The sequence below is a fragment of the Sphingomonas sp. NIBR02145 genome (assembly GCF_027359115.1).
Lineage (GTDB): Bacteria > Pseudomonadota > Alphaproteobacteria > Sphingomonadales > Sphingomonadaceae > Sphingomonas > Sphingomonas kyeonggiensis_A.
In genome coordinates this window covers 1,589,693-1,612,469 of record NZ_CP114791.1, presented here as the reverse complement: position 1 = coordinate 1,612,469, position 22,777 = coordinate 1,589,693, and the positions used below count along the sequence as shown (strand labels likewise).

Genomic DNA, 22,777 nt, shown 5'->3' with positions numbered 1-22,777 from the left:
GCTGGACCAACGCTTTGAATGCTTTGGCGATCCGATGCGGCGAAGCTGCAGGGCAGGGGCCGTTCGGCCCTGCCGCGATGCGGACGCGGGCGGTATCGAGCGCACACTGGCGGACTTCTGCGAAGCCGCCAGGGTTCGCGCGCTTTCTTGGGCCCGCGCGCACACTCGGGAGCGCCTTGGGGGCGGGGTGGCGGCTGGCGCACGGTCGCGCGCGCACGCCGCCCCGCCTTTGGCGGCGTCCCGAGAGTGCGGTTCCTGAGGTCGGGCCGAGGCCCGTCCAGGATCGGGCTCAGGATATCTGCAGCATCAGCTCTCGCAGATAGATGCGGGCGACCGGTTGACGGTTGGCGTCCTGGATATCGAGCGTGCCGCGCACCTCATCCGGCCCGCAGCGTATATGGCGGCGCAGCACTGCGCGCGCGCGGCTATTCGCCTTTTGCATCGCTGCGGTCAGGTCGGGCAGGTCGTAGCTCTCGTCACGGAACGGAACGTCCCGGCCCGGGCGATTGAGATGGAAGATGTAGTGCGGCACGCAGCGACAATGCACAGCGGCCCGACTGGTTGCTCGGCAGTCTTTTTCCGTCCGACTTATGTCCGGGCGGGGAGTCCTCCGACCTCGGGCATGGGGGTCAGCCCCGCGCGAGTGGCATGGTGAGGCAATGGAGTCCGCCGCCGCATGCCGCAAATTCGGAAATGTCGACCGGAAGCGGCTTGAACCCCGCCTGCAGCAGCATCGCGTGGAGGCGGTGCTGTCCCTCGGCGATCAGGATCGTGGAGCCGTCCAGCGAGAGGATGTTGCACCCGAGCTTGCGCGACTCCGCCTCCAGCGCCGGTAGAACCCGGATGCCGCGTGCCGCGAGCGCGGACAGGAACGCCTCCGGGAGCGCGTCGATGCATGCAAGCGCGAAATGCGCGTCGAGCATGCAGAAGATCGTATCGAGATGGAGGTGGTAGGCGTCGAACGGGCACAACAAGACTTCCCAGCCATGGCCGCGAAACAACTCGCCCAGTATCTGTGCGCCAGCAAGGCTGGTCCGCTCCCCGGACCATCCGATGATCGCGAGCCCGTCGCGCGCGACGCAGACGTCGCCACCCTCGACGGTGCCGCCTTCGATCCGCAGCAGCGGCCCGCCGCCCCGATTTCCGAGATAGCGCGCGACATGGTCCACCTCGCGCCGCCGATGCGCCACCGCCGGATTGAGCAGCACCGGTCCCCACGGGGTAGCGACCGCGCAGTCGCGCGTGAAGCATAGGTCGGGAAGGTCCGGGAGCGGGTCGAGCACATGGCAACGCGTCCCGAGCTGCTCCAGCAACGCCTGCAACTGCCGGTGCTGCGCGAGCGCCTTGGCGGTATCGGTTTGATGGCCATCGCCCAGGCTGTCGCGCGTGACCGAGCAGCATGGCACCGGAGCGAGATAGGCGGGTCCGCACAGCAACACCTCGGATAGCGGATCGCTTTCGCTGCGGACCGACCAGCGCTGGGGATCGCGACGCGTGATCGCATGGGTGGGGATGGTCAGGAATTCGGGTTTCATAGGTCCTCGTCGAAGGCCCTTGCGGGTGCCTGCGCGCGCCGAAGCCAACGCGCGCCTGCGACCGGGGCCACCGTTCATAGGGCAGGCACCCGCGCGCGATCGGGATCGTACGTGTCCGGCTACCCAACGTTCTGGTCACCGCCCAACCCACAGGATCGCGCGAGGTTGCGGCCAAGCTCTGCAGTTTAACGTGCGTTAGGACGATTGGCTCGACGGAGCGGCATGGCAGTATCATTTGCTTCGATCGTGAAGAGCCCGAAGGCCGACTGTCATTTCGCCGATACGTCTTAGTAGCGCAAATATTCTCTGAGCTGGTGAGCAATATTACATGCGCGCGCCTCGTTTAAATTTGGTAGAATTGCCTCATTATCATTGAATGGCTTAATAATATTTGTCAGGTGACAGTGGTTCGCGCCTGAGTTGGCGCTAGCGCGAGTATAGAGGCGCGGGATCGATTAAGGAGGTTCGATTGATCGAACAGGCTCGCGAATGTAACCAGCGGGAACTCGCAGAGCTTCGCCGTCAGGCGCGCGTGCTGACGAGCGGCGTGTTTGGCATGAGCGGTGACGCCGAGCTCTCCCAAATCGTTGAGTGGGTCGCCGCAGAGACCGGTTTTCCCTTTTCCGCAGTGTCTATCGTCGACCGCTCCACATTGTGGCTAGCCGTCGCCTACGGCTTCGATCCTAGGGAGTTCGCCAGGCCGGACAGCTTCTGCGACGCCGCGATTGGAGTTCGCAATTACGCGCCTTTGTGTGTCCCCGATGCTTGGCACGAGCCACGCTTCAAGTTCGCTCCCGCCGTGCTTGAGATGAACGTGCGTGCCTATTTCGCCGCACCTCTCGTAACCAGCGATGGCTTTGCGCTGGGTACGTTATGCCTTCTGGACCAGAAACCCCGGACCGTGGACGCGAACGGCCTTGAGTTCCTGAAGGCCCTCGCAAGCCAAGCGACAGAGGTGATCGAGCGCGAAGCAAATGCGCTGGCATACGCCAAATATGCCATGGCCGAGCTCAGTACCCGCATCCGCTTCGCAGTTGCGGACCAGAACGATGCTGAGGTGGCCGTGCTTGATGAGGAACTTCGTCGGATGGAGGCGAAATTTGGGGCTCATTGGAAATAGAGGCTCCGGGGCTGGTCGCATGCAGCGCAAGATGTGCCCTTGGAACGGCTAGGGAAGCGCTGATATCGGTCGGGCGGCAGTCCACCGCTTGTCGGTCGCTCAGCCGGGCAGCCGCCCGTCCAGAAGCGGACAGGAGGCCAAAAGCCCCAATTCCGGACCGTCGTCGTTATGGCGATGCCGCACGTTGCGCGACGCTTCATCGGAGGCACGAACCAGTGAACACAAGTTTAGAGGCGATACCTCCAGGTTGATCTGAGTTAGCGCGCGCGCCGCTCGAATGGTTCACATCCCGGCGCGGCTGGAAAGGTGGCCTGCAGAATATGTCGGACGCCCCGAGAGCTCCATCAATCGAAAACCTAGTGGTCCGGCTTCTCCCGAACCGAGGGCATGGCACCGCAGTGCGATATGGGACCAGCGCTCTTATCATCCTTTCAGCGACGGGCCTTCGTTACGCGCTCGAGGGGCCGCTACAGCATTTTCCCCTGCTGCTATTCATTCCCGCGGTATTTCTCTGCGCACTGCTGTTTGACCGGGGGTCTGGATTCTTTGCGACTATCCTCAGCGCGGCGATCGCTGCCTATCTCTTCATAGAACCGAGATTCACACTCAACGTCGGGATGCAGGCGTGGCTGGCCTTGGCGATATTCGTCCTGATCGGATTTACGATGTCGGCCGTCACGGAGTTGTTGCGCAAGACGATCACGAAACTCAACGAAAGCGAGGCCGCTAAGGCATTGCTTCTGGAGGAACTCGCGCACCGCACAAAAAACGATCTCTCAATCATTTCTGCCGCCATGAATCTGCAAAGCCGCGCATCCAATAATCCCGAGGTCCGCGCGGCGCTCGACGCAGCCAACGCGCGGGTGCTCGTCGTGGCCCAAGCGCAGGAGCGGCTGCGCGAGAGCAGAAACTACCGACGGGTGAATCTTGCGGACTATGTCGGCGGATTGTGCCACGGGCTGGGAGATCTTTTGCGCGACGTGCGCCCCATTGCGGTGCGGGTGAAGTGCGACCCCATTGACGTGGCTGGACCCGTTGCAGTCCAACTCGGCCTGATCGTGAACGAACTGGTGACCAACAGTTTCAAATATGCGTATCCCGGCGAGAGCGGTGGGATCGTGAGGGTTGAGATCACCCAGAGGGACAGCGGCTTGGAGATCATCGTTTCGGATGATGGCATCGGTTGTGACAGCGAGAGCAAGCCCGGCCTCGGGTCCAAGCTTGTTCGACTCCTCGCGAAGCAACTCGGAGGCAAGGTGGAGCGGCGACACAGCGCTTCAGGGTTTACGACAGCCGTATTTATTCCGGATGTCGAGGGGGGGTGATCTAAGGTGCACGCCTGGACCCAGGATGGGATTGCTCACCTCCGTCTCTGTCCGGTCGACTAATCTCCCAAGTCTCGCAAGGCCGATCCTCGCAGAAGCCGCCCGTCCGCTTTCCACCCTTTGTTGGCCGCCCGGGTAGCAACGCGCCTGATGACGGGCGTGGGTAAAACCCATGGCTTGACGAAGGGACGATATGCGCGGAACATAATGGGAACGAACGAGTCGTTATTCCCTTATGCAAACCGCCGCTCCCTTTCCCGAGAATGATCGCGCACGCCTGCTCGCCGAGCTGAAGGCGCGTATCGCCGTGCCGGTGACGAGCGGTGCCCCATTGTTACCATTCGGGATCGAGGCGATCGACTCGCGGCTTGCCCATGGCGGGTTGGACGGTGGCGGCCTGCACGAGATCGCGGCTGCATCTCCCACCTTGGGCGACGATGCAGCGGCGACCCTGTTCGCTGCCGGTGTGGCCGCGCGTTTTGCCCGTGAAGCCACTGCGACCAGTGTCTGGGCTCTGACGAGCTTCGATCTCTACGCGCCGGGCCTTGAGCAGGCGGGGCTCCCGCCGACGAAGCTGATCTATTGCCAGGGCAGGGACGAGGTCATGGCACTCGCCCTTGCCGAGGATTGCCTGCGCGACGGGAGCTTTGCCGCGGTAGTTGCCGAGGTGAAGGCGGCCGACCAGACCGCAACCCGCCGGCTTCAGCTCGCTGCCGCGGATGGGCGCACGCCGATGCTGCTGCTGCGGCGCTGGGCGCGAAAGGCGCGCGATCCGCTCGAGATCCCGTCCGCAGCATGTACGCGCTGGCGGATCGGCTGCGCGCCGTCGGTGCCGTTGGCGCATCCTGGGGTCGGGCGGAGTTGCTGGTCGGTCGATCTTGTTCGCCAGCGCGGCGGCAATCCCTTTTCTCTTCTGGTCGAGGCTTGCGATGCCAAGGGTCGCCTCGCTCTACCTGCCCCAGTTCGCAATCGAGCGGCTGCGGCGGCTGGAGCGGCCAGTCGCGCCGCCTGAGCGGTTCTGGTCCACAGCATCCGTCCTGCCGCCGGCGGTCGACGATGACCCCGGGGCATGCTCGGTCCCGCGCGGCGGTGGCTGGCGACCCGGCTCCCGCTGGGCGCAGGACGCTGCGCATAGCCGGCAAGGGGAAGCGGAGCGGATTGCCAGGCTGCCGGCGCATCAGCGCCCGCCCATGCGGGAGCTTGGCCGGCGTTCTGAGCCGGCGCAGCATCCGTTTCGTGCCATGCCGCCAGATGAGGGGGCGCCCCCGCAGCCTGCAATGCCGAGGCCGACCCTGGAGCTTTGGGAACGCCCGACCGTCCTGATCGAGCGTGTTGGGCAGCGTGAAGTGGTGACGGCGGCCTGTCCGATTGCCTTGGCGCGGGATCTGGCGCCCGGCATGGCTGCGGCACACGCCCGCGCGCTGGTAGCGGATCTCGATGTGCGCGAAGCCGACCCGGAGGGCGATCAGGTCTGGCTTGAGCGTCTGGCGCTCCATGCCGTTGGCAGGTGGACGCCAATTGCCTCTCCCTCCGGTCCCGATGGGATCTGGCTCGACCTGACAGGGGCCACCCATCTGTTCGGGGGCGAGGCACGCTTTTGCCGGCGGGTGCTGCGATTCCTTGCGCGCCTCGGCTTCACGGCACGGATCGCAATCGCGGGTACCGCCGGAGCCGCCCATGCGTTCGCTCGCTTTGGGGGAGAACCAGTGACGATCCTGCCGTCCGGGCAGGAGGTCTCAGCGCTGGCGCATTTGCCGGTGGCCGCGCTTCGGCTCGAGGGCGAGGCGTTGGCATCGGCGGCACGTTTCGGGCTCGAGCGCATCCAGGATTTGCTGCCGATGCCGCGCGGACCATTGGCACGGCGTCTCGGCCTGGCGGCGCTTGCCCGGCTCGATCAGGCGCTGGGGCGCGCTGCCGAGCCCATCGTGCCGGTCATCGCGTTCGAGGCGCCGGAAGTATCCCGGCGGCTGCTCGAGCCTATTGGCACGCCCGAGGCAATCGCACAGGTAATCGCGGATCTTGTGGGAGACCTTGTCCTCGTGCTCGAGCGGCGGGGGCTGGGCGTGCGTACCGCCATGATCACGGCCGAGCGGGTTGATGGAGCCGACCAGCACCTCTCGATCGGGGCCGCACGGGCCACGCGGGATGGGCGGCATCTCAAGCGAATGTTCGGCCTGCGGATCGACCGGCTCGAGCCCGGTCTCGGCATCGAGGCAATGCGGCTGACAGTGCCGCATAGCGAGCCGCTCGGCGCGCGTTCGGGCGCGGCCCTGCTGGCGGATGAGAACGTGCCTGCTGACCTGGCCCCGGCCGTTGACCAGCTTACCGGCAGGGCCGGGGAGGGCGCGGTGTTTCGCCTGGGGCTGGAGCAGAGCGACGTCCCCGAACGCGCCGTCCGGCGGTTGGCGCCTCTTGTCGATCCGGAAGGCTGGCCGGTCTGGAAGCGGCCGGTACGAATCCTGCGCCAGCCCGAACTGCTAACCCATGTGGTGGCGCTGCTGCCTGACCATCCGCCGCGCCGCTTCACTTGGCGGGGCAAGGCGTATCGCGTCATGGCCGGCGACGGGCCTGAGCGCATCCATGGCGAATGGTGGCGGACCGACCGGGAGCTTTGGGCGATCCGCGACTATTTCCGGGTCGAGGTCGAGGGCGGCCAGCGCTTCTGGCTGTTCCGCCGGGGCGACGGCGTCGAGGCCGAGACCGGCGACCTAAGCTGGCACCTGCATGGCTTTTTCGGCTGATGGCACAGGTTCAGCGAACGGTGCCTCAATCGCCCGGGTCAGGTGGCCAGTCAATCGCCTCCAGCTTCTCCAGGACATCTGCAAAGCTTTCGCCATCCTCGACCGGGATCGCCCGGGTAAAGCTGCTTCCCAGCCTCTCCAGGTCGAACGCGGTCAGAAGCCCGACGGCGACGATGTTTTTTCGATTGTCCATGGCGCACCAACAAAGGAGCTATGCTGTCGATCCATGGACTTGCCGGCAGCGTCCATCGATGGGGCGGGGAGCGGCCCCGGGATGACAACCTATGTAGAACTCCAGGTGACAAGCCACTTCTCGTTCTTGCGCGGCGTGAGCGCACCCGAGGAACTGTTTTCGGCCGCGGCGCTGCAGGGCCACAAGGCATTGGGCCTGGCGGACTGGAACAGCGTCGCCGGGGTCGTTCGTGGTTGGGACGGGCAGAAGGCGACCGGCGTTCGCATGATTCCCGGCGCGCGAGTCGACCTGACGGATGGCAGGGCGCTGCTGCTCTATTCGACCGATCGGCCGGCCTGGTCCCGGCTGACCCGGCTGCTATCGCTCGGCAAAGCGCGAGGCGGCAAGGGGCGGTGCATCCTTGATTGGAGTGATATTGCTAATCATTCTGAGGGATTGGTCGCGATCCTGGTGCCGGACTTGGCCGACGAGGCGACCGCTGGCCACCTGGCTGAGCTGGCGGACCTGTTCGGGACCCGCAGCTATAGCGCGATGAGTTTTCGCCGCCGTCCGGACGATATGGCCCGGCTGCATGCGCTGGATGCGATGGCCCGGGCCGCCGGGGTGCGGCCGGTCGCTACCGGGGACATTCTCTATCACAGTCAGGACGCGCGGCCGCTCCAGGATTTGGTGACCGCTATCCGACTGGGAACGACGGTCGAGGCGCTGGGCTATCGGCGCGAGCGCTTCATGGACCGGCATCTCAAATCGCCGGCTGAAATGGAGCGGCGCTTTGCTGCCTTCCCGGATGCGATCGAAGCGAGCGCGGATATTGCGCGGAGATGCACCTTCGATCTCGGCGAGATCCAGTATCAATATCCCTATGAGCAGGTGATGGCGGGCCGGACCGCGCAGGAGGCCCTGGCAATCCTCACCCAGGCGGCTGCCGATGCGAAGTTCCCGGACGGCGTGCCTGCCGCTTACGCTGACCAGATCGCACATGAGCTCAAGCTGATCGGCGAGCTTGGCTATGCGCCCTATTTCCTGACGGTTCGCTCGATCGTCGAGGAAAGCCGCCGGCGGGGCATTCTCTGCCAGGGGCGGGGGTCTGCCGCGAACAGCTGTGTCTGCTTCCTGCTCGGCATCACTTCGATCGACCCGATCCAGCATGAGCTGCTCTTCGAACGCTTCGTCTCCGGCGAGCGCAAGGAGCCGCCCGATATCGATGTCGACTTCGAGCATGAACGGCGCGAGGAGATAATCCAGTGGATCTATGAGACCTATGGCCGACATCGCTCAGCACTGACCGCGGTGGTGACACGCTACCGGACGCGCGGTGCCGTGGCAGAGGTCGGCAAGGCACTGGGGCTGCCGCGCGATCTTACCAAGATGCTCACGGGCCTGGTCTGGGGCTGGTCGATGGATGGCATCTCGGACGAGCAGATCGAAAGCCTCAACCTCAATTCGAACGACCACCGCTTGAAGCTGACCCTGCGCCTGGCCCGCCAGCTGATCGGCACCCCGCGGCATCTGTCCCAGCATCCCGGCGGCTTCGTGCTGACCCAGGACCGGTTGGACGACCTGGTGCCCATCGAGCCGGCGCGGATGGAAGACCGCCAGATCATCGAGTGGGACAAGGACGATATCGACGCCCTGAAGTTCATGAAGGTCGATGTGCTGGGCCTCGGCATGCTCGGCTGCATGAACCGCGCCTTCAACCTGCTCGAAGAGCATAAGGGTGTGCGCGTCGGCATGGCCGACCTGCAGGACGACGACCCGCAAGTCTATGCGATGATCCAGAAGGCCGACACGCTCGGTGTCTTCCAGATCGAGAGCCGCGCGCAGATGTCGATGCTGCCGCGGATGAAGCCGACGCGCTTCTACGACCTCGTCATCGAAGTTGCGATCGTGCGACCTGGCCCCATCCAGGGCGACATGGTCCACCCTTATCTGCGCAGGCGCGAGGGCAAGGAGAAGCCCGAATACCCCAGGCCCGAGCTGCGCGCCGTGCTCGAGAAGACCCTGGGCGTGCCGCTCTTCCAGGAACAGGCGATGAAGGTCGCGATCGTTGGTGCCGGCTTCACCGCGGTCGAGGCTGACCAGCTGCGCCGCGCCATGGCGACCTTCAAGCTTACCGGGGGCGTCAGCCATTTCTACGACAAGCTGGTCGGTGGGATGATCGCGCGCGGCTATCCCAAGGACTTTGCCGAGCGCACTTTCAAGCAGATCGAAGGCTTTGGCAGCTATGGCTTTCCCGAGAGCCACGCCGCCTCCTTCGCCAAGATCGCCTATGCCTCGTGCTGGATGAAGCATCATCATCCGGACGTCTTCTGCACTGCCCTGCTCAACGCCCAGCCCATGGGCTTCTACGCGCCGGCCCAGATCGTGGCGGATGCGCGAAAGCACGGCGTCGAGGTCCGACCGGTCTCGATCAACCACAGCCATTGGGACTGCACGCTGGAGCCGGGCAGGGGCCGCTATCTCGCCGTCCGCCTGGGTTTCCGTCAGGTGCGCGGCCTCGCCAATGTCCACGGGGCCGCGATCGCGGTAGCGCGTGGAGACGAAGTCTATGAGAGCGTCGAGCAAGTCTGGCGCCGCGCCGGCGTGCCACGCGCCGCGATCGAACGGCTGGCGGAGGCCGACGCCTTTCACTGCCTCGCCGAGGACCGCCGCCAGGGGCTTTGGAAGGTGAAGGGGCTGGGCGAGGCGCCCTTGCCCTTGTTCGCAGCGGCTGACGCTCGTGAGGGCGGCTTCTCCCCCGAAGGCCGGGAGCCTGATGTGGCCTTGGCGCCGCTCACCGACGGGCGCGAGGTGGTCGAGGATTATCGAACGCTGCAGCTGTCGCTGCGCGCGCATCCGCTTTCTTTCCTGCGCGAGCAGCTCTCCGCCGAGCGGATCGTGAAATGCGCGGATCTCGCCGGCATCCGCGACGGCCGGCATGTCGAGGTTGCGGGCGTGATCCTGGTGCGCCAGCGCCCGGGATCGGCGCGGGGCGTGCTGTTCATCACGATCGAGGACGAGACCGGCGTCGCCAACGGCATTCTCTGGCCCGACCGGTTCGAGAGGCAGCGTCGCGTGGTGATGTCGGCCTCGATGGTTTCACTACGGGGGCGGCTGCAGAAGGAGGGAGAGGTGATCCATGTCATCGTCGACCGGGTGGTCCCGCGCGACGATATGCTGCGCTCCATCGGCCGGATGGATTTCCCGCTGACGCAGGGCAGGGGAGATGGTGCGTCCCACCCCGGTAGTCCCGATCGCGGGGACCCGGGCTGGAAGCCGCGCGATCTTTATTCGCCGCCCTTTCCGAACGGTGTCGATCCCGAGGACCTGATCAAGGTCCGTAGCCACGACTTCCATTAGGCGTTGTCACGGAGACGGTCAGGGCTTGACCTCTTCTAATGGCTGGCCACGATAACCAGGCGATATCTGGCCAGGGCGGCGGGGCGTGCCGGTCGTCCAGGGCCTTCGAGTGTCGCCTTACGGCATGCCGTTTCGACGGAATGGGTAGCAGGGAGCAGCAATGAAGCAGATTGGCGGTGGCGGATCGGCCCTTTTCTCGCTGACGGCGGCAGAGCTGGAGAAACTGCGGGAAGCGATCGAAAGTAATCGACTATCATCCCCCATATCGATCCACCCCGAAGGGCCAGCAGGCGGCCTCGTCCGCTTTCGCTCGATTGACGATGCCAAGCTCGCAATGGCCGCGATCGCCTGAGGGTCACACAAGCTGCCGTCATATTCCGCATCAGGCGGCAGGCCGCACCCCGGAGCCGTTCTGCCGTCTGCGCCTCGAAACGTCGCGCCTGGACTGGAACTCGATAGGGGCCATGTAGTTTAGCACGGACCGGGCCGATGCGGGGCGCTTTCCCACGCATCGGCGCGGACCAAAGCTCTCTGTAATGGGCCGAAATGGCGTGGGCGGAACGAACACGCGTCGCCGGAATTCTACGCGAATGGCTCAGTCAATCGCGCGAAGCATTCAACCAGCTCCCGACCTGTCCCGCGCCGCGGTGCTCGTCCTCGCTATCGCCCAGGTCGCGGCCGCAGCGATGCAGGCTGTCGGCCTGGGAACGCCTATCGGAGAGCAATCCGACGCCGTCCGCACCTTGATAACGCCCGCCGGCTGGGCGTTTTCGATCTGGGGTGCGCTGTACACGGGATCGTTCGTCTTCGCGATCTATCAGGCTCTGCCCTCACAGCGCGATAACGCCTATGTCAGCGGTCTGCGCTGGCCGGCGGCCTTGGCATTTCTCGGCAACACGCTCTGGGCACTCTACGTCCAGCTGGTCGATCTCAGCGCAATTTCCGTCGCGATCATCTTCCTCTCGCTCGGTTCGCTCCTGGCAGCCCTCAAGCATATGACAAGCTGGAGCGGTCCGCTGTCTGCAGGGGATCGCTGGTGCGTTCGCCTTCCGCTAAGCGCCCTTGCCGCCTGGTTGACCGCGGCGACGATCGTCAACATTGCAGCTTCCCTGCGCTTTCACGGTATAGAGGCCGATGCGTCCGCGGCACCCGTGATTGCGGCGGGGGTCCTCGCGCTCGGCGGCGCGATCGCCGGTACGGCATTGGCGCGCAGTCGAGGAAACCTGCCCTTCGCTCTGGTATTTCTATGGGCGCTTGCGGCCATCTATGCGGCCGGCGGACAGCTGTCCTCCTGGGTCGCTTTCGCCACGATCTTCGCTGCTCTCGAAACGCTGGTCGGGACGATGGTCGGTCAATGGCTCGAACGCTCGCGCAGGGCCCGCAAGGGTAATTAAGGTCCGTCGCGCCTCCCCGGCACTGATCCATGCCGGTTGTGGATCGCCCGCATGATGATAGCATCCACACCCAAGGGGAGGGCGGGAATGGTCAGAGTCATCATGGTAACGACAGCCTTGCTGGCGAGTGGCACCGCTGCGGCGCAGGAGCGCCTGTCAGACTATGTCCGCGGCATCTATGAGGAGCGCTGCCTCAAGGAGGACGTCTCGGCCTGCAGCGACCTGATCAATGCGGGCGGCGTTCCAGATGCCACGCGGGCGCGCGCCCTGGCCATTCGAGGAACCGACCGGCTGCGCAAGGATGCCGTCGATAGGGCCCTGCCGGACCTCAAGGGGGCGCTCGAGATCGCCGAGGCGACGCAGGACCCGGCAATGGCCAAGCTCGACGCGATGCGCGGGGTGGCCGGCTTCACGCCGGCCTGGCGCAGCTCAGTCCATGCAAGATTGTCGGACGCCTTGATGCGCAGCGGGGACAAGCCGGCGGCTCGGACCGCGGCGGAAAAGGCGATCGTGCTCGATCCGCGAAACGGGCTTGCCTATTCGATGCGTGCACGGCTCGCCGGCAGCGAGGAGAAATGGCCATTGGCCATGGCCGATTTCGACAAGGCAATTCGGATCGGCATGGACGACAAGGCCGAGCTTGGACGGACCTATTATCTCCGCGCCCTGGTGCGCGGTGCGCTGGAACAGCCGGAACAGGCGCAGCTTGTCGACTTCTCCAGCGCAATCGCCACTGATCCCGGCTTCGCTCTGGCCTATGAGCGACGCGGGGACCTGTACAATCGCCTGGGCCTATATGAAGAGGCGCTTCGCGATTATGACGCGCTGACCGTTCGCGCGCCTGATTATGGAGCGGGCTTCAATTCCGCGTGCTGGACGCGGGCCGCCTATCTCAGGCGCGAGTTCGACAAGGCACGGTCCCAGTGCGATCGGGCCGTTGCCCTGGCGCCCGAGCCGAACAACTATGACAGCGCGGGGCTGGTCGCGCTTCAGCAGCAGCGTTGGCAGGATGCCTGGACCTTTTACGACAAGGCAGTGAAGGGCGATGCGAAGATGGCGTCGGCGCTTTATGGTCGCGCTATTGCCGCAAAGAGCCTCGGCCGCACAGCCGAGGCGACCGCTGATCTAGCCGCCGCTCAGAAGCTCGACGCGAAGGTGGCTTCGGCTTTTATGCGCTACGGACAGACGCCCTAGCGCCGGTGGCGGGTGACGCGGCTTTCCCTAGCGGGCGGCGCTGCATATGGCGGTGAGCCGGCCGCCATTATCCCAGTTCGGCTTGTAGATCGCCTGGCGCCGCTTGAGCTGCCAGCAGGAAAGGTCGCCCCTGGATCCGGACACCAGGGCAAGTGTGCGTCCATAGCGGTCGTAGCCGACGCGCCGGATGTTCAGAGGAGGGGTCAGCGCTTCACTGAGGCTGCGCATCGAGGCGAAGCCGTTTCCCGGCGCACAGTTACGACCCTGCGCGCAGTGGCCCGGGAGCTCCGGCGCATCTATCCCGAGTAACCGGATGCGTTCATCGCCGCAGCGCAAAGTGTCGCCGTCCACGACCCTGCAGCCTGAGAAAGTCGAGGTCGCTTGGGTCCTGCCGGGGAGGGCGGTAAACAGAGAAGTGGCGATGCCGGCAGCGACGAGCCAAGCCAAAGCGAAACGCGAGAACATCCGACGCTCTTGCGTCGGGCCGCTGTCCATGTGCAAGGCCGATCGCGACGACGTGCGATGCGACTTAGCCGCTCGGACCGGGGCCGGTCACACCCTCGACGTCGATTTCCTGCGCCGAGCCTGGAATGCGTGATGGTTCGATGCTGTCGTCATTCGGACCGGCGTCCGATTCCGACAGATCGGCGACGGCATCGGGGTCCTGTTCGGTCGTGCTTACCTCGGCGAGGGTATCCTCCTCGCCCGTCGGGGGGATACCCTGATCGTCCTGCGTGAGCGTCTGTCGGCCCGCAGGCGGGACATAGGCTGTATTCTCGTCGGCGATGTTCGCGTTCGTGGCGCGCTCTGCGGCGTCGCGATCGGTGTCCGGCTGGTTCGTGGCGTGATCGGTCATGGCTTTTCTCCCGCCGGCAACAGCGCGCTGCTTTTCCCGGCGTTCCCGAACTTCATCCCGTCCGGAGCTGATCGGCCCCAGTTACCCGGCGGTTCGCATTATCTCCTGATGTCAGTGATTTGCTTCTTGAAAATGTGCCGGAGCGCTCACGATCTTCTTTACCATCGTCGACAAACGCAAGGAGATGGTCTGATGTCTCATTGTCCAATGCCGCATCTGGCGGACCTGGGCCTGGCCTCCGCCCCGAAGGCGTGGCCCGTCTAAGCCGTCCGCGTTCTGCGAGACGATGCAAAGCGCCGCTTTCTAGGACGACCCTTTGCATTCGGGCCGACATCCCGGCGACAGAGTTATGTTTTCGGGCTTGTGATCCCGAGCGCGAAGCGCCGCCAATATCTCTGACCGCAAGCTGTCGCCATGCAGCACCCGGTGTTTCACGTAACTGGGATACCCGGAGGCGGATTTCAGCGGGACAGAAGCGCCAGGGCCTGGACCTGGGCATGATTGAACCCAAGAGCCATCAGTTCGGGCACCAGGTCATCCGCTTCATCGCTACGGCGCTTCTTCATGCACACGAACTGCCGGACTGCCTCGAGGCGCGGATTAGCGAGGGGCGGGGCTGGGTGCCGTCCGGTCATCATCATGCCAATTCGAGCGAACCGAGCGCGCAGCGAGCCGGGCGCCGGTGGCGGCGCACAATCCAGCTCGGCCGCATCGCTCAGCGCTACAGACACGGCCATCCATTCCGCGTGATCGAGATCCAGTGAATGGGGTTGCTGCACGATAGTCTCCGGTTAACTTCTTCCCCGGTCATGTTTCTATTCTTACCGACAAGCCATTATACGTGAGTATCTGCGGAGCAACGCTTTCGATCAGTCGGTGCCGGGTGAACGATTAGCTCGATCGTCCAGGATAGGTCAGTGTCCCCATTTCCCGGGATCGGTGTTGCAGGTAATTGGCAGCGAGCCGGGGCATGGACGAGGCCGTTCAATCTCTGGCGCTTGAGGCGGGCACGCTTGAAACGCCGCGATCGCCCAGCCATCTCACGCGCTGCCTGACATTGGAGAACTACAGGAAGATTGCATGACGACTACTGAAGCCACGCCCGAAACCCGCTCCTTTGAAGCCGACGTCGCCAAGCTGCTTCACCTCATGGTGCACTCGGTCTACTCGGACAAGGAAGTCTTCCTGCGCGAGCTGGTCTCTAACGCAGCCGATGCGTGCGAGAAGCTGCGCTATGAGGGGCTTGGCAATCCCGCGCTGCTCGGAGACGATAGTGAACCGCGCATAACCGTGACGCTCGATCCCGAGGCGCGTCGGCTGATCGTCGAAGACAACGGTATCGGCATGAGCGAAGCTGAGCTCGCGGATGCGCTCGGCACAATCGCCCGCTCCGGTACCAAGGCCTTCATGGAAAAGATCGCGGGCGCCAAGGATGGTGCCAATAGCCACCTCATCGGGCAATTCGGCGTCGGCTTCTATTCCGCGTTCATGGTTGCGGACCAGGTCGAGGTCATCTCGCGCCGGGCTGGCGCAGACAGCGCAGCCTCCTGGTCGTCGGACGGGCTGGGCACCTATACGATCCAGTCCGTCGAGACGTCGGATGCGCCGGTCCGGGGTACCCGTGTGCTGTTGCATCTGAAGGAAGACGCGGCGAGCTACGCGCAAGTCTTCACGGTGGAGAGGATCATCAAGGCACAGTCCGGCCACGTGCCCGTCCCGATCTTCCTCAAGGAGAAGCCCGATTCCGAGCCCAGGCAGATTGCCGATGGTGGTGCGCTCTGGCTCCGACCGAAAAGCGAAATCACGTCCGAGGAATATAAGGACTTCTATCGAAGTGTTGCTGGCCCATTCGATGAGCCTGCCTTGACCTTGCACTACCGTGCGGAGGGTCTGCACGAATATAGCGTGCTCGCCTTTGTGCCACAGACCAGGCCATTCGACCTGTTCGAACCCGACCGAGCGGGCCGGATGAAGCTCTATGTCCGTCGCGTCTTCATAACCGACGACGCCGAGATCCTGCCGCGCTACCTGCGATTTGTGCGTGGCCTGGTGGACTCGAATGACCTGCCGCTCAACGTCTCGCGCGAGATGATCCAGGAGAGCCCGATCCTCGCGGCGATCCAGAAAGGCGTCTCAAATCGCGTGTTGTCCGAACTCGAAAAGCTCTCGACCAATGACAGCGACCGCTACCTGGCCCTCTGGGACAATTTTGGCCCGGTCCTCAAAGAGGGGCTTTACGAGGATTATGCGCGCCGCGAGACCCTCCTTGGCCTTGCTCGCTTCAAGACGACTGCGTCCGGCGGCGAATGGCGCTCGCTCAAGGACTATGTTGACGGGCTCAAGGAAAATCAGACCGCGATCTACTATGTGACCGGCACCGATCTCGATCGCCTTGCGACGTCCCCGCAACTGGAGGGCTTCCGCGCCCGAGGTATAGAGGTTCTGCTCCTAGCGGACCACGTCGATAGTTTTTGGGCAGCTTCTGGGCTTGATTATGGAGGCAAGCCTTTCAAATCCGTCACACAAGGTCTTGCCGACCTGGCGCTGATCCCGCTCGCCGATGGCGAGCAACCGGCCCCGGCCACTTCGCAGGCCGTCAGCGGCTTTATTGCATTCATGAAGGACATACTGGGTGATGCGGTGTCTGAAGTGCGGATCTCCGACCGCCTTACCGAGAGCGCCGTCTGCCTGGTAGCTCCCGATCATGGCATGGATCGCCAGCTTGAGAAGCTCCTCGCGGGAGCGGGGCGCCTCGATGCGAAGGCGAAGCCAGTGCTGGAGGTCAATCCACGGCATGCGCTTGTCGAGAAGCTCAGTGCGCTTGAAGGCGGGGATGAGAATGTCCGCGCCGATGCTGCGCATCTCCTGCTCGACGAAGCCCGTATCGCCGACGGTGAGCTGCCGGAAGATCCCCGGGCTTTCTCCGCGCGTCTGATGCGCCTGATGGAGCGTGGCATCGGCTGACCGGACAGTCAGCGCGGACTTTGGCATAGCTCCGCGCTGACTCTGCTTACGCGCTGGGTGCTTACGTCGGTGGAAGCATCACAAGCGTGTTTCCGAGCTCGCTGATCTTCGCTGTCCTGGGGCTTTCAACTGCCGGCAAACACGATGGGCCTCGGCTCACGTCCCGGACTTGTCTGCTTCCTTAAGCGCATTTGCAATCATCGCTGCCAGCGCTTCCTCGGCGCGTTCGCGCGTCGCGTGATCCTTTGTGGCCATCTCTTGGCGTATCCATTCCGGTGCACGCGCAATTATGTCTGCGATGGCGGATTGAAGGGGATCGCTCATGCCACGGTCTAGTGCCGCGAACGAGCGGCCTGAACAAGGACTTTGGCAGGAGTCCTGCTTTCTGCAGAACGGGCCGCGATCATTCTCTATGGCTTATCGCGGACGAGGGCGCATATCCGATCGGAGCCTGACGCTCGAAGAGCGACATCCCCCGTGCCCGTCCCCACGACGATTTCAATGAATCACCGCGACAAGAATGAAGTTTCCAGATGTTAATCATGATCAAAGCCTGGTCTTGGATGATCCTCGACCTGCTGCGTAATCATTCGCGCACATTCATGGCTCTCGACTGCGGAGAAGAGGTTCAGCAGTTCCTCGATTCCGACATCGTGGTCATCGGCGCCGGCTTTTATAACTTCAGTATCCCAAGCCAGCTCAAGGCCTGGATCGACCGCATCGCCGTACGCGGCAAGACGTTCGGCTACGGCGAAAACGGCCCTGTGGGTCTGGCGAAGGGGAAGCGGGTGATCATCGCGCTGGCTCGGGGCAATGTTTACAGCGACGGCTCGCCGTTTGCCCCATACGAACATGCCGAAACACTCCTTCGCTCGGTCTTCGGCTTTGTTGGCGCGGAGGTGGAGGTGATCGTCGCTGAGGGTGTCGGTCGAGGCGACGAAGCGCGTCGCGACGCGATCGATACCGCGCTTGCACAAGCAAGCGGGCTCGATCGGGCGCCCGTCGTGCAGGCTGCATAGCTTTACTCCGCTGCGGCCTCGGTCCGGCCAGAGTCGGACCGGGCTGCCGGAGCTATGTGCGACCGGTGCTTTATCAAGGATGTCGCCTTGCCCGGTGCGTGAAACCTCGGCCGGCCGAACGGCGATGGGCAGGGCCGGCAGGCAGCGGCGGGCCCTAGTTGCTGGCGCCCGGCATTGCCCAGCGAGCGCCGAGAAGCGGACCGTCATTCGGCTCGTGCGCCAATCTCCTCCACGACCTGGATGCCGGCCGAACATGCTGCCGTGAATTCCGCCGAAAGCGAACATCACCCGCCCATGGCGCTTGCGCCGCGACAACCGGCTTCCGGTCTGATCGAACAGAATCAGCCGCAAAGGCCGTTGCTCCTTCAAATTGGCGAGCCGGCGGACGACTTCATTTGACCAGGGCGCATGGAAACGGCAACTAACCCGCAAGGTTTTGCGGGCATCGCCGGATAGAACTTTGGAGGACCTGGAAATGGCGGACGAAAATCGGCTCAACGCGGTGGAGCTCGCAGCCGAGCTAACGATCGCCTGGCTTGGCAACCAGAACAATCGCGTGAATGCCGACGAAGTGCCTGCATTCCTCCGCACGATGCATGCGACGATCAACGAACTTTCTGCCGACAAGGATGCGGTTGAACCATCTGAGCCGGCAGCTGCACCAGCGGAGGCGTTCACGCCGGCAGTATCCGTGCGCAAGTCGCTTGGGTCGAAGGACTTCCTGATCTCCATGATCGACGGCAAGCCCTACAAGACGTTGCGCCGTCATCTTTCGACCCATGGCCTGACGCCGGAGCAATATCGCGAGCGCTACAATCTCAAGCCGGACTATCCGATGGTTGCCGAGAATTATTCGGCGCAGCGCCGCGAGATGGCCGTGAAGATCGGCCTGGGTGCCAGGGGGCGCGGCGCAAAGGCCGCCGCTGCGGCGGCACCCGCGCCTGCGGCCAAGCCGGCGCCGCGTCGCGCAAAGCGTGCCGGCTAGGCTTGAGGCGTTTGGCCCGGCGGAGATAGCTACGCGCCGGACATCCTGTTCGGGATCCATGTTGTCTGCTCTGGCCAAACGGCGGGCTTTGCTGCTGCAATCCTGTCTCCTCCCCGTGCCGCGCTCGTTTGGGTTGCCCGCCTGCTTGGCAGGCGACGGCTTTAGCGGTGCTGGGCGCCGGTCGCGCTCCAGCTGCGCTTGAGCTTGGGCCTGACAGGATCCGCTGGCGGAAGGAGAAGGGCGCGGAAGGGGCGGGCAGTGCGTCAGAGCAAGGCGGCGATGGGGGGCTTGAGGTCGAGGCGGCGCTCCGCGACTTCGCCGAAGCGCCGGCGTGGCAGTGCGGTTGGCCAGAGATCGCTGCTCGCGCCGATCCGGCAACTCGACCAGGATGGCATCCTCTTCTGCGGTCCAGGGGAGGGAAGGGGGACGGACCCATTTTCGGCGGCGAGGCATCGGCGCGCGTTAGCCAGTGCGGGAGTCGGTCGTCCAGTCGTTCTGATTGCGCGCGGGAGAGGGAGGGCGCCCCGCCCCGGACTTACTAGGTCGTGAACTCATAAATCGGTGGGCCGTTGACGACGCTGGCGCTAGACTGACGCGATGACGAACCGAGTTGAACCGACCAATGATGAAGTGGAGCGCGAGCGTGGGCGTGTCGCGCTATGGTTGGACCCGTCCGACGTAGATTGGTTGTCGCGTAGGTGCGATTGCCCAGAGGGCGCGAGCGAAGAGCAGCACGAACGTTGCGCGCGTGTCCGTTTTCGCGCTCGGGCAGCACTCCATAAAGCCGGCCTAACAGAAGGCTGACTTTGCTGCCTGTTTGTGATTCAGGCTCTGCATGAGCCGATATGACCTGACCGACTTCGAGTGGCGCGTGATTGAGCCGCTCTTACCCAACAAGCCGCGAGGCGTTCCACGCGTCGATGATCGTCGCGTGCTAAACGGTATCTTCTGGGTGCTGCGATCCGGTGCGCCATGGCGCGATCTGCCGGAGCGCTACGGTCCACGCACCACCTGCTACAACCGCTTCGTGCGATGGCGGAAGGCCGGTGTCTGGGATCGGATGATGGATGCCATCACCGCCGCGCACGATGGCGACATCCAGATGATCGACAGCACCTCCGTTCGCGCCCATCAGCAGGCCGCGACGGCAAAAGGGGGATCGAGATCATTGTCTCGGTCGCTCCCGAGGCGGCCTCACGACCAAAATCCACGCGGTCGTCGATGCGCAAGGGCTCCCGATCCGGCTGAGCCTGACTGTTGGACAGGCGCATGACGGACAAGTCGCTGACACGCTGCTCGACCATCTCGGCCCTCACACGATCCTGCTAGCCGACAAAGCCTATGACGCTGATCGCATCCGCTCACTGATCGAGGAACAGGGCGCTACGCCCAACATCCCGCCTAAAAGCAACCGACGCTGGAAGCCCTGCTTCAGCAAGCGCCTCTATCGTGAGCGCAATCTGATCGAGCGCTTCTTCTCCAAGCTGAAGCACTTCCGCCGCGTGGCCACCCGCTATGACAAGCTCGCCGCCAACTTCCTCGCTATGGTCCAACTCGCATCAATGCGGCTATGGCTCCGCGCTTATGAGTCTACGGCCTAGCTGTTAAGCGAATTTCCGCAAATGGGGCGATTGCTGCCCGAGCGGTTTCGGCGTCGCAAATTTGTACCGAAACGACCGAGATTGGGTGGTTAGAGGAGATAATTTAGATTCATTGCACTGCTCCGTCATGTGCAGGGAGGTTCAGGGGCGCCCGGCCTTGCGCGATGTGAAGCGCACCCAGTCGACCAGCGCATCGAGGACGCGGCGATCGACCGAATAGCCGGGCAGTTTCGTATAATCGGTCACGCCGGCGGGATTGGGCGTCAGGAGATGGCCGACCCCTTCGAGCGCGCGGTACCGGACCAGCCGGTTGCCATTTTCGTGGATCGCCTCTGCGAGCTGGCGCCCCTGGGGCGGCCGTACCTGCCAGTCCTCCAATGCCTCCAGGACAAGGGCAGGTCGCCTGACACCGGCAGCGGTCGCGCGCCCGTCATAGTCGAGCAGATCGGCGAGCGAGGGGCGCGACTGCTGGAAGCGGATCTCCTCGTCATATTTCCCGCGCAGCCAGATTTCGAAATCGGCATCGCGCATGCCAACGGGGCGCGGCGTCTCGATCCGGATCTGGTCCCAGGTCATTTCCCGGCCCGATTTCCAAGGTGCGCCGGCGAGCGCGATCCCCGCGACCAGCGGATCCTGGGCGGCAAGCTGCATGGCGAAGATCGCCCCCTCGCTATGGCCGAACAGGAACATGCGCCGGGTATCGACACCCGGCACGTGCGCCGCGCGATCGAAGATCATACGGACGTCCATTTGCAGATCGGCGGAGCGCGCTGTCTTGTGATCCCCGGTCGAGGCGCCGGTGTTGCGCTCATCAAAACGGATCACGCCGATCCCGGCCGCGAGCAATGCCCGTGCGATGTCGCGATGCGGATGGTAGCGGCCATCAAAGGCCTCGAAGTCCCGTGACTGACGGCCCGTGCCGCTGACCAGCATCATTACCGGCACGCGTTTGCCCTTGCCGGGCAGCAGCACTTCACCTGCCATCACATGGCCATCCGCCGCCGTGACGCGCAACTCGGTCTGCCGGCACGCCAGATCGGCGAGCGGGGCGGGGCAGGCGGCTTGGGCCGATCCCATGCCCGCGATCAGCATGACGGAAGCCGCGACTTTCAGGCCGATGGTGCCAGCGTTCAAGATCATGCCGATATTCCCTTCGCGACGGCGCCAATTATGCGTTCCGGCGCATAGGGCCGGGCGGTGCGGAAGGGCTGCCCCGGTCGTGAAAGCGCCGTGAAAATGGCGATCCGCAGGTGTCTCGCCCGATCTTCGCGTGCGCATTTCCTACCGAACCGGAGGCCGAGCCGCGAATTCACGGGCATTTCACGACGGCGCGGCCCGGCATCGGCAGCGGGCTTCCTATCCGGCACGCCAGCGCACGCTTTGGTGCGGCTTGTGAAGGAACGCACGAGAATGAAGACCCTACCCATCGCCGCCGGCGTTGCGAGCCTTTTGCTCGTTGCGCCGCTCACTCCCGCTTCGGGCCAGACCAGCCCCGCTCCCGGCGCCCGCCCCGGCGACAAGGAAATGAGCTGCGAAGCCGTGGCCAAGGAACAGGAGCAGATCAACAAGGACATCGAGAAGCGCTTCAAGCGCAAGCAATCCGGCAAGAAGCTGGGCGGCGGCTTGCTCGGCTTTGCGAAGAACCTGGCATCATCGACGATCGTGCCGAAGGTGGGCGGCCTTGCCGGTGACGGCGTGGTCGGCGGTGCAGTGGGCCGCGCGGCCACGCAGAGCATCGACGGGGCCATTTATGATGCGGGCCGGCAGACCGGCAATTCGCAGCCCCAAGGTCCGCAGGCATCGCCCGAGCAGCAGGCGCGGCTCGACCGGCTGGCCAAGATCTCCGCCTATCGCCAGTGCGCGGCCGGCTGAGCGCCGGAGCGCACCGCTTACATGCCGCTCTGGCGGCAAATGGGCGCCTCGCCGGAGCGGAGGGGCGCCCTTATTGAGACTTTACCAGACAGGAATTCAACATGCGTATTCTGGTTGCAGTGCCAGCACTGCTCCTGCTCTCCGGCTGCGGAACTTCCGGCGGAGACGGTCCCGGCAAAGTGGAAAACGGCACGGCGGCGATCGCTGCATCCGAGGCGCCGGCATCGGCAAAACTGCGGCCGGGCCTATGGAAGACTAAGGTTCTTACCGCGTCCGCCGGCGTCGATACCGAACCGGAGGAACATTGCGTCGATGCAGCGACCGACATCATCGACAATTTCGGCGGCAAGAATGAAGGCGAGTGCTCCAAGCGCGAGCTCCGGCGCGAGGGCGGCCATTACGTGATCGACGTTCAATGTTCGAGCAAGGAGCTCAACTCGTCGATCAAGGGAACGCTGGGTGGCGATTTCACCACGGTCGTCACCGCGGACCTGACGATCGGCCTCGGCGTCCCCGGTGGCGGCACGGACATCAGCCGGGTGACCTATGAAAGCCGTTATGCCGGCAGCTGCACGCCCGATCAGGGCTGACACGTTCAAGCCAAGCGAAGATTTGGCCGACTATACGAGATCTGGCCGG

At 64.2% G+C, this 22,777-nt stretch carries 22 protein-coding genes; 15 read left to right on the top strand and 7 right to left on the bottom strand.

Annotation, left to right across the window (positions count from 1 at the left end; all coding sequences use genetic code 11):
* Window positions 1–289: 289 nt before the first annotated feature.
* Window positions 290–532 carry a DUF6894 family protein gene (locus O3305_RS07125; RefSeq protein WP_269575777.1) on the bottom strand — a complete coding sequence of 81 codons (243 nt, stop codon included), beginning with the start codon at window positions 530–532 and terminating at the stop codon, window positions 290–292.
* A 97-nt stretch (window positions 533–629) separates the two neighbouring features.
* The gene (locus O3305_RS07120; protein ID WP_269575776.1) at window positions 630–1,535 is read right to left on the bottom strand and encodes a dimethylarginine dimethylaminohydrolase family protein; all 906 of its coding nucleotides are present in this window, start codon (window positions 1,533–1,535) and stop codon (window positions 630–632) included.
* Between the two features lie 469 nt (window positions 1,536–2,004).
* Here O3305_RS07120 and O3305_RS07115 point away from each other — a divergent pair, with 469 nt between their 5' ends.
* From O3305_RS07115 to O3305_RS07100, 4 genes are all read left to right on the top strand, one after another.
* Window positions 2,005–2,655 (top strand): GAF domain-containing protein, encoded by a 651-nt coding sequence (locus O3305_RS07115; protein WP_269575775.1) that lies wholly within the window; start codon window positions 2,005–2,007, stop codon window positions 2,653–2,655.
* Window positions 2,656–3,053: 398 nt separating this feature from the next.
* Entirely contained in the window at window positions 3,054–3,980 is a 927-nt protein-coding gene (locus O3305_RS07110) for a sensor histidine kinase (RefSeq protein ID WP_269575774.1), read from the top strand.
* Window positions 3,981–4,215: 235 nt separating this feature from the next.
* Entirely contained in the window at window positions 4,216–4,992 is a 777-nt protein-coding gene (locus O3305_RS07105) for an ImuA family protein (RefSeq protein WP_269575773.1), read from the top strand.
* A 265-nt stretch (window positions 4,993–5,257) separates the two neighbouring features.
* Window positions 5,258–6,721: a DUF6504 family protein gene (locus tag O3305_RS07100; RefSeq protein ID WP_269575772.1), complete on the top strand. Its 1,464-nt coding sequence runs from the start codon at window positions 5,258–5,260 to the stop codon at window positions 6,719–6,721.
* Between the two features lie 25 nt (window positions 6,722–6,746).
* Here the strand turns inward: O3305_RS07100 and O3305_RS07095 are convergent, their stop codons facing one another.
* Window positions 6,747–6,914 (bottom strand): hypothetical protein, encoded by a 168-nt coding sequence (locus tag O3305_RS07095; RefSeq protein ID WP_269575771.1) that lies wholly within the window; start codon window positions 6,912–6,914, stop codon window positions 6,747–6,749.
* Between the two features lie 81 nt (window positions 6,915–6,995).
* Between O3305_RS07095 and O3305_RS07090 the strand changes: the two genes are divergently transcribed.
* The 4 genes from O3305_RS07090 to O3305_RS07075 all read left to right on the top strand — a co-directional run bounded on the left by O3305_RS07090 (window position 6,996) and on the right by O3305_RS07075 (window position 12,841).
* Complete coding sequence (locus O3305_RS07090) at window positions 6,996–10,253, top strand: error-prone DNA polymerase (RefSeq protein ID WP_269575770.1); 3,258 nt, start codon at window positions 6,996–6,998, stop codon at window positions 10,251–10,253.
* Window positions 10,254–10,413: 160 nt separating this feature from the next.
* On the top strand, window positions 10,414–10,605 hold the full coding sequence (locus O3305_RS07085; RefSeq protein ID WP_269575769.1) for a hypothetical protein: 192 nt from the start codon (window positions 10,414–10,416) through the stop codon (window positions 10,603–10,605).
* Window positions 10,606–10,843: 238 nt separating this feature from the next.
* A complete protein-coding gene (locus tag O3305_RS07080; RefSeq protein ID WP_269575768.1) occupies window positions 10,844–11,647 on the top strand; it encodes a TspO-related membrane protein in 804 nt (267 codons plus the stop codon).
* Window positions 11,648–11,734: 87 nt separating this feature from the next.
* Window positions 11,735–12,841 carry a tetratricopeptide repeat protein gene (locus O3305_RS07075; protein ID WP_269575767.1) on the top strand — a complete coding sequence of 369 codons (1,107 nt, stop codon included), beginning with the start codon at window positions 11,735–11,737 and terminating at the stop codon, window positions 12,839–12,841.
* Window positions 12,842–12,868: 27 nt separating this feature from the next.
* Here the strand turns inward: O3305_RS07075 and O3305_RS07070 are convergent, their stop codons facing one another.
* Both O3305_RS07070 and O3305_RS07065 read right to left on the bottom strand, forming a co-directional pair.
* The gene (locus O3305_RS07070; protein WP_269575766.1) at window positions 12,869–13,306 is read right to left on the bottom strand and encodes a thermonuclease family protein; all 438 of its coding nucleotides are present in this window, start codon (window positions 13,304–13,306) and stop codon (window positions 12,869–12,871) included.
* A gap of 64 nt (window positions 13,307–13,370) precedes the next feature.
* Window positions 13,371–13,697, bottom strand: a complete 327-nt coding sequence (locus O3305_RS07065) for a hypothetical protein (RefSeq protein ID WP_269575765.1) — start codon at window positions 13,695–13,697, stop codon at window positions 13,371–13,373.
* A gap of 497 nt (window positions 13,698–14,194) precedes the next feature.
* Here O3305_RS07065 and O3305_RS07060 point away from each other — a divergent pair, with 497 nt between their 5' ends.
* Window positions 14,195–14,461 carry a hypothetical protein gene (locus O3305_RS07060; protein ID WP_269575764.1) on the top strand — a complete coding sequence of 89 codons (267 nt, stop codon included), beginning with the start codon at window positions 14,195–14,197 and terminating at the stop codon, window positions 14,459–14,461.
* Between the two features lie 316 nt (window positions 14,462–14,777).
* Window positions 14,778–16,661 (top strand): molecular chaperone HtpG, encoded by a 1,884-nt coding sequence (htpG, locus tag O3305_RS07055; protein ID WP_269575763.1) that lies wholly within the window; start codon window positions 14,778–14,780, stop codon window positions 16,659–16,661.
* 156 nt (window positions 16,662–16,817) lie between these two features.
* On the opposite strand, the gene O3305_RS07050 is transcribed toward htpG, so the two are convergent.
* Window positions 16,818–16,985 carry a DUF6771 family protein gene (locus O3305_RS07050; protein ID WP_269575762.1) on the bottom strand — a complete coding sequence of 56 codons (168 nt, stop codon included), beginning with the start codon at window positions 16,983–16,985 and terminating at the stop codon, window positions 16,818–16,820.
* Window positions 16,986–17,203: 218 nt separating this feature from the next.
* Here O3305_RS07050 and O3305_RS07045 point away from each other — a divergent pair, with 218 nt between their 5' ends.
* From O3305_RS07045 to O3305_RS07035, 3 genes are all read left to right on the top strand, one after another.
* A complete protein-coding gene (locus tag O3305_RS07045; RefSeq protein ID WP_269575761.1) occupies window positions 17,204–17,680 on the top strand; it encodes an FMN-dependent NADH-azoreductase in 477 nt (158 codons plus the stop codon).
* 475 nt (window positions 17,681–18,155) lie between these two features.
* Complete coding sequence (locus O3305_RS07040) at window positions 18,156–18,665, top strand: Ros/MucR family transcriptional regulator (protein WP_269576472.1); 510 nt, start codon at window positions 18,156–18,158, stop codon at window positions 18,663–18,665.
* Between the two features lie 835 nt (window positions 18,666–19,500).
* Window positions 19,501–20,266, top strand: a protein-coding gene (locus O3305_RS07035; RefSeq protein ID WP_269575760.1) for an IS5 family transposase whose coding sequence is annotated in 2 segments (ribosomal slippage) — window positions 19,501–19,817 and window positions 19,816–20,266 — 768 coding nt in all. Because the reading frame shifts where the segments join, the coding sequence is not laid out codon by codon here.
* A gap of 141 nt (window positions 20,267–20,407) precedes the next feature.
* Here O3305_RS07035 and O3305_RS07030 read toward each other — a convergent pair.
* A complete protein-coding gene (locus O3305_RS07030; RefSeq protein WP_269575759.1) occupies window positions 20,408–21,406 on the bottom strand; it encodes an alpha/beta hydrolase family protein in 999 nt (332 codons plus the stop codon).
* 270 nt (window positions 21,407–21,676) lie between these two features.
* On the opposite strand from O3305_RS07030, the gene O3305_RS07025 reads away from it, so the two are divergent.
* Both O3305_RS07025 and O3305_RS07020 read left to right on the top strand, forming a co-directional pair.
* Complete coding sequence (locus O3305_RS07025; protein ID WP_269575758.1) at window positions 21,677–22,138, top strand: hypothetical protein; 462 nt, start codon at window positions 21,677–21,679, stop codon at window positions 22,136–22,138.
* A 101-nt stretch (window positions 22,139–22,239) separates the two neighbouring features.
* Window positions 22,240–22,728: a DUF3617 domain-containing protein gene (locus O3305_RS07020; RefSeq protein ID WP_269575757.1), complete on the top strand. Its 489-nt coding sequence runs from the start codon at window positions 22,240–22,242 to the stop codon at window positions 22,726–22,728.
* Window positions 22,729–22,777: the final 49 nt, after the last annotated feature.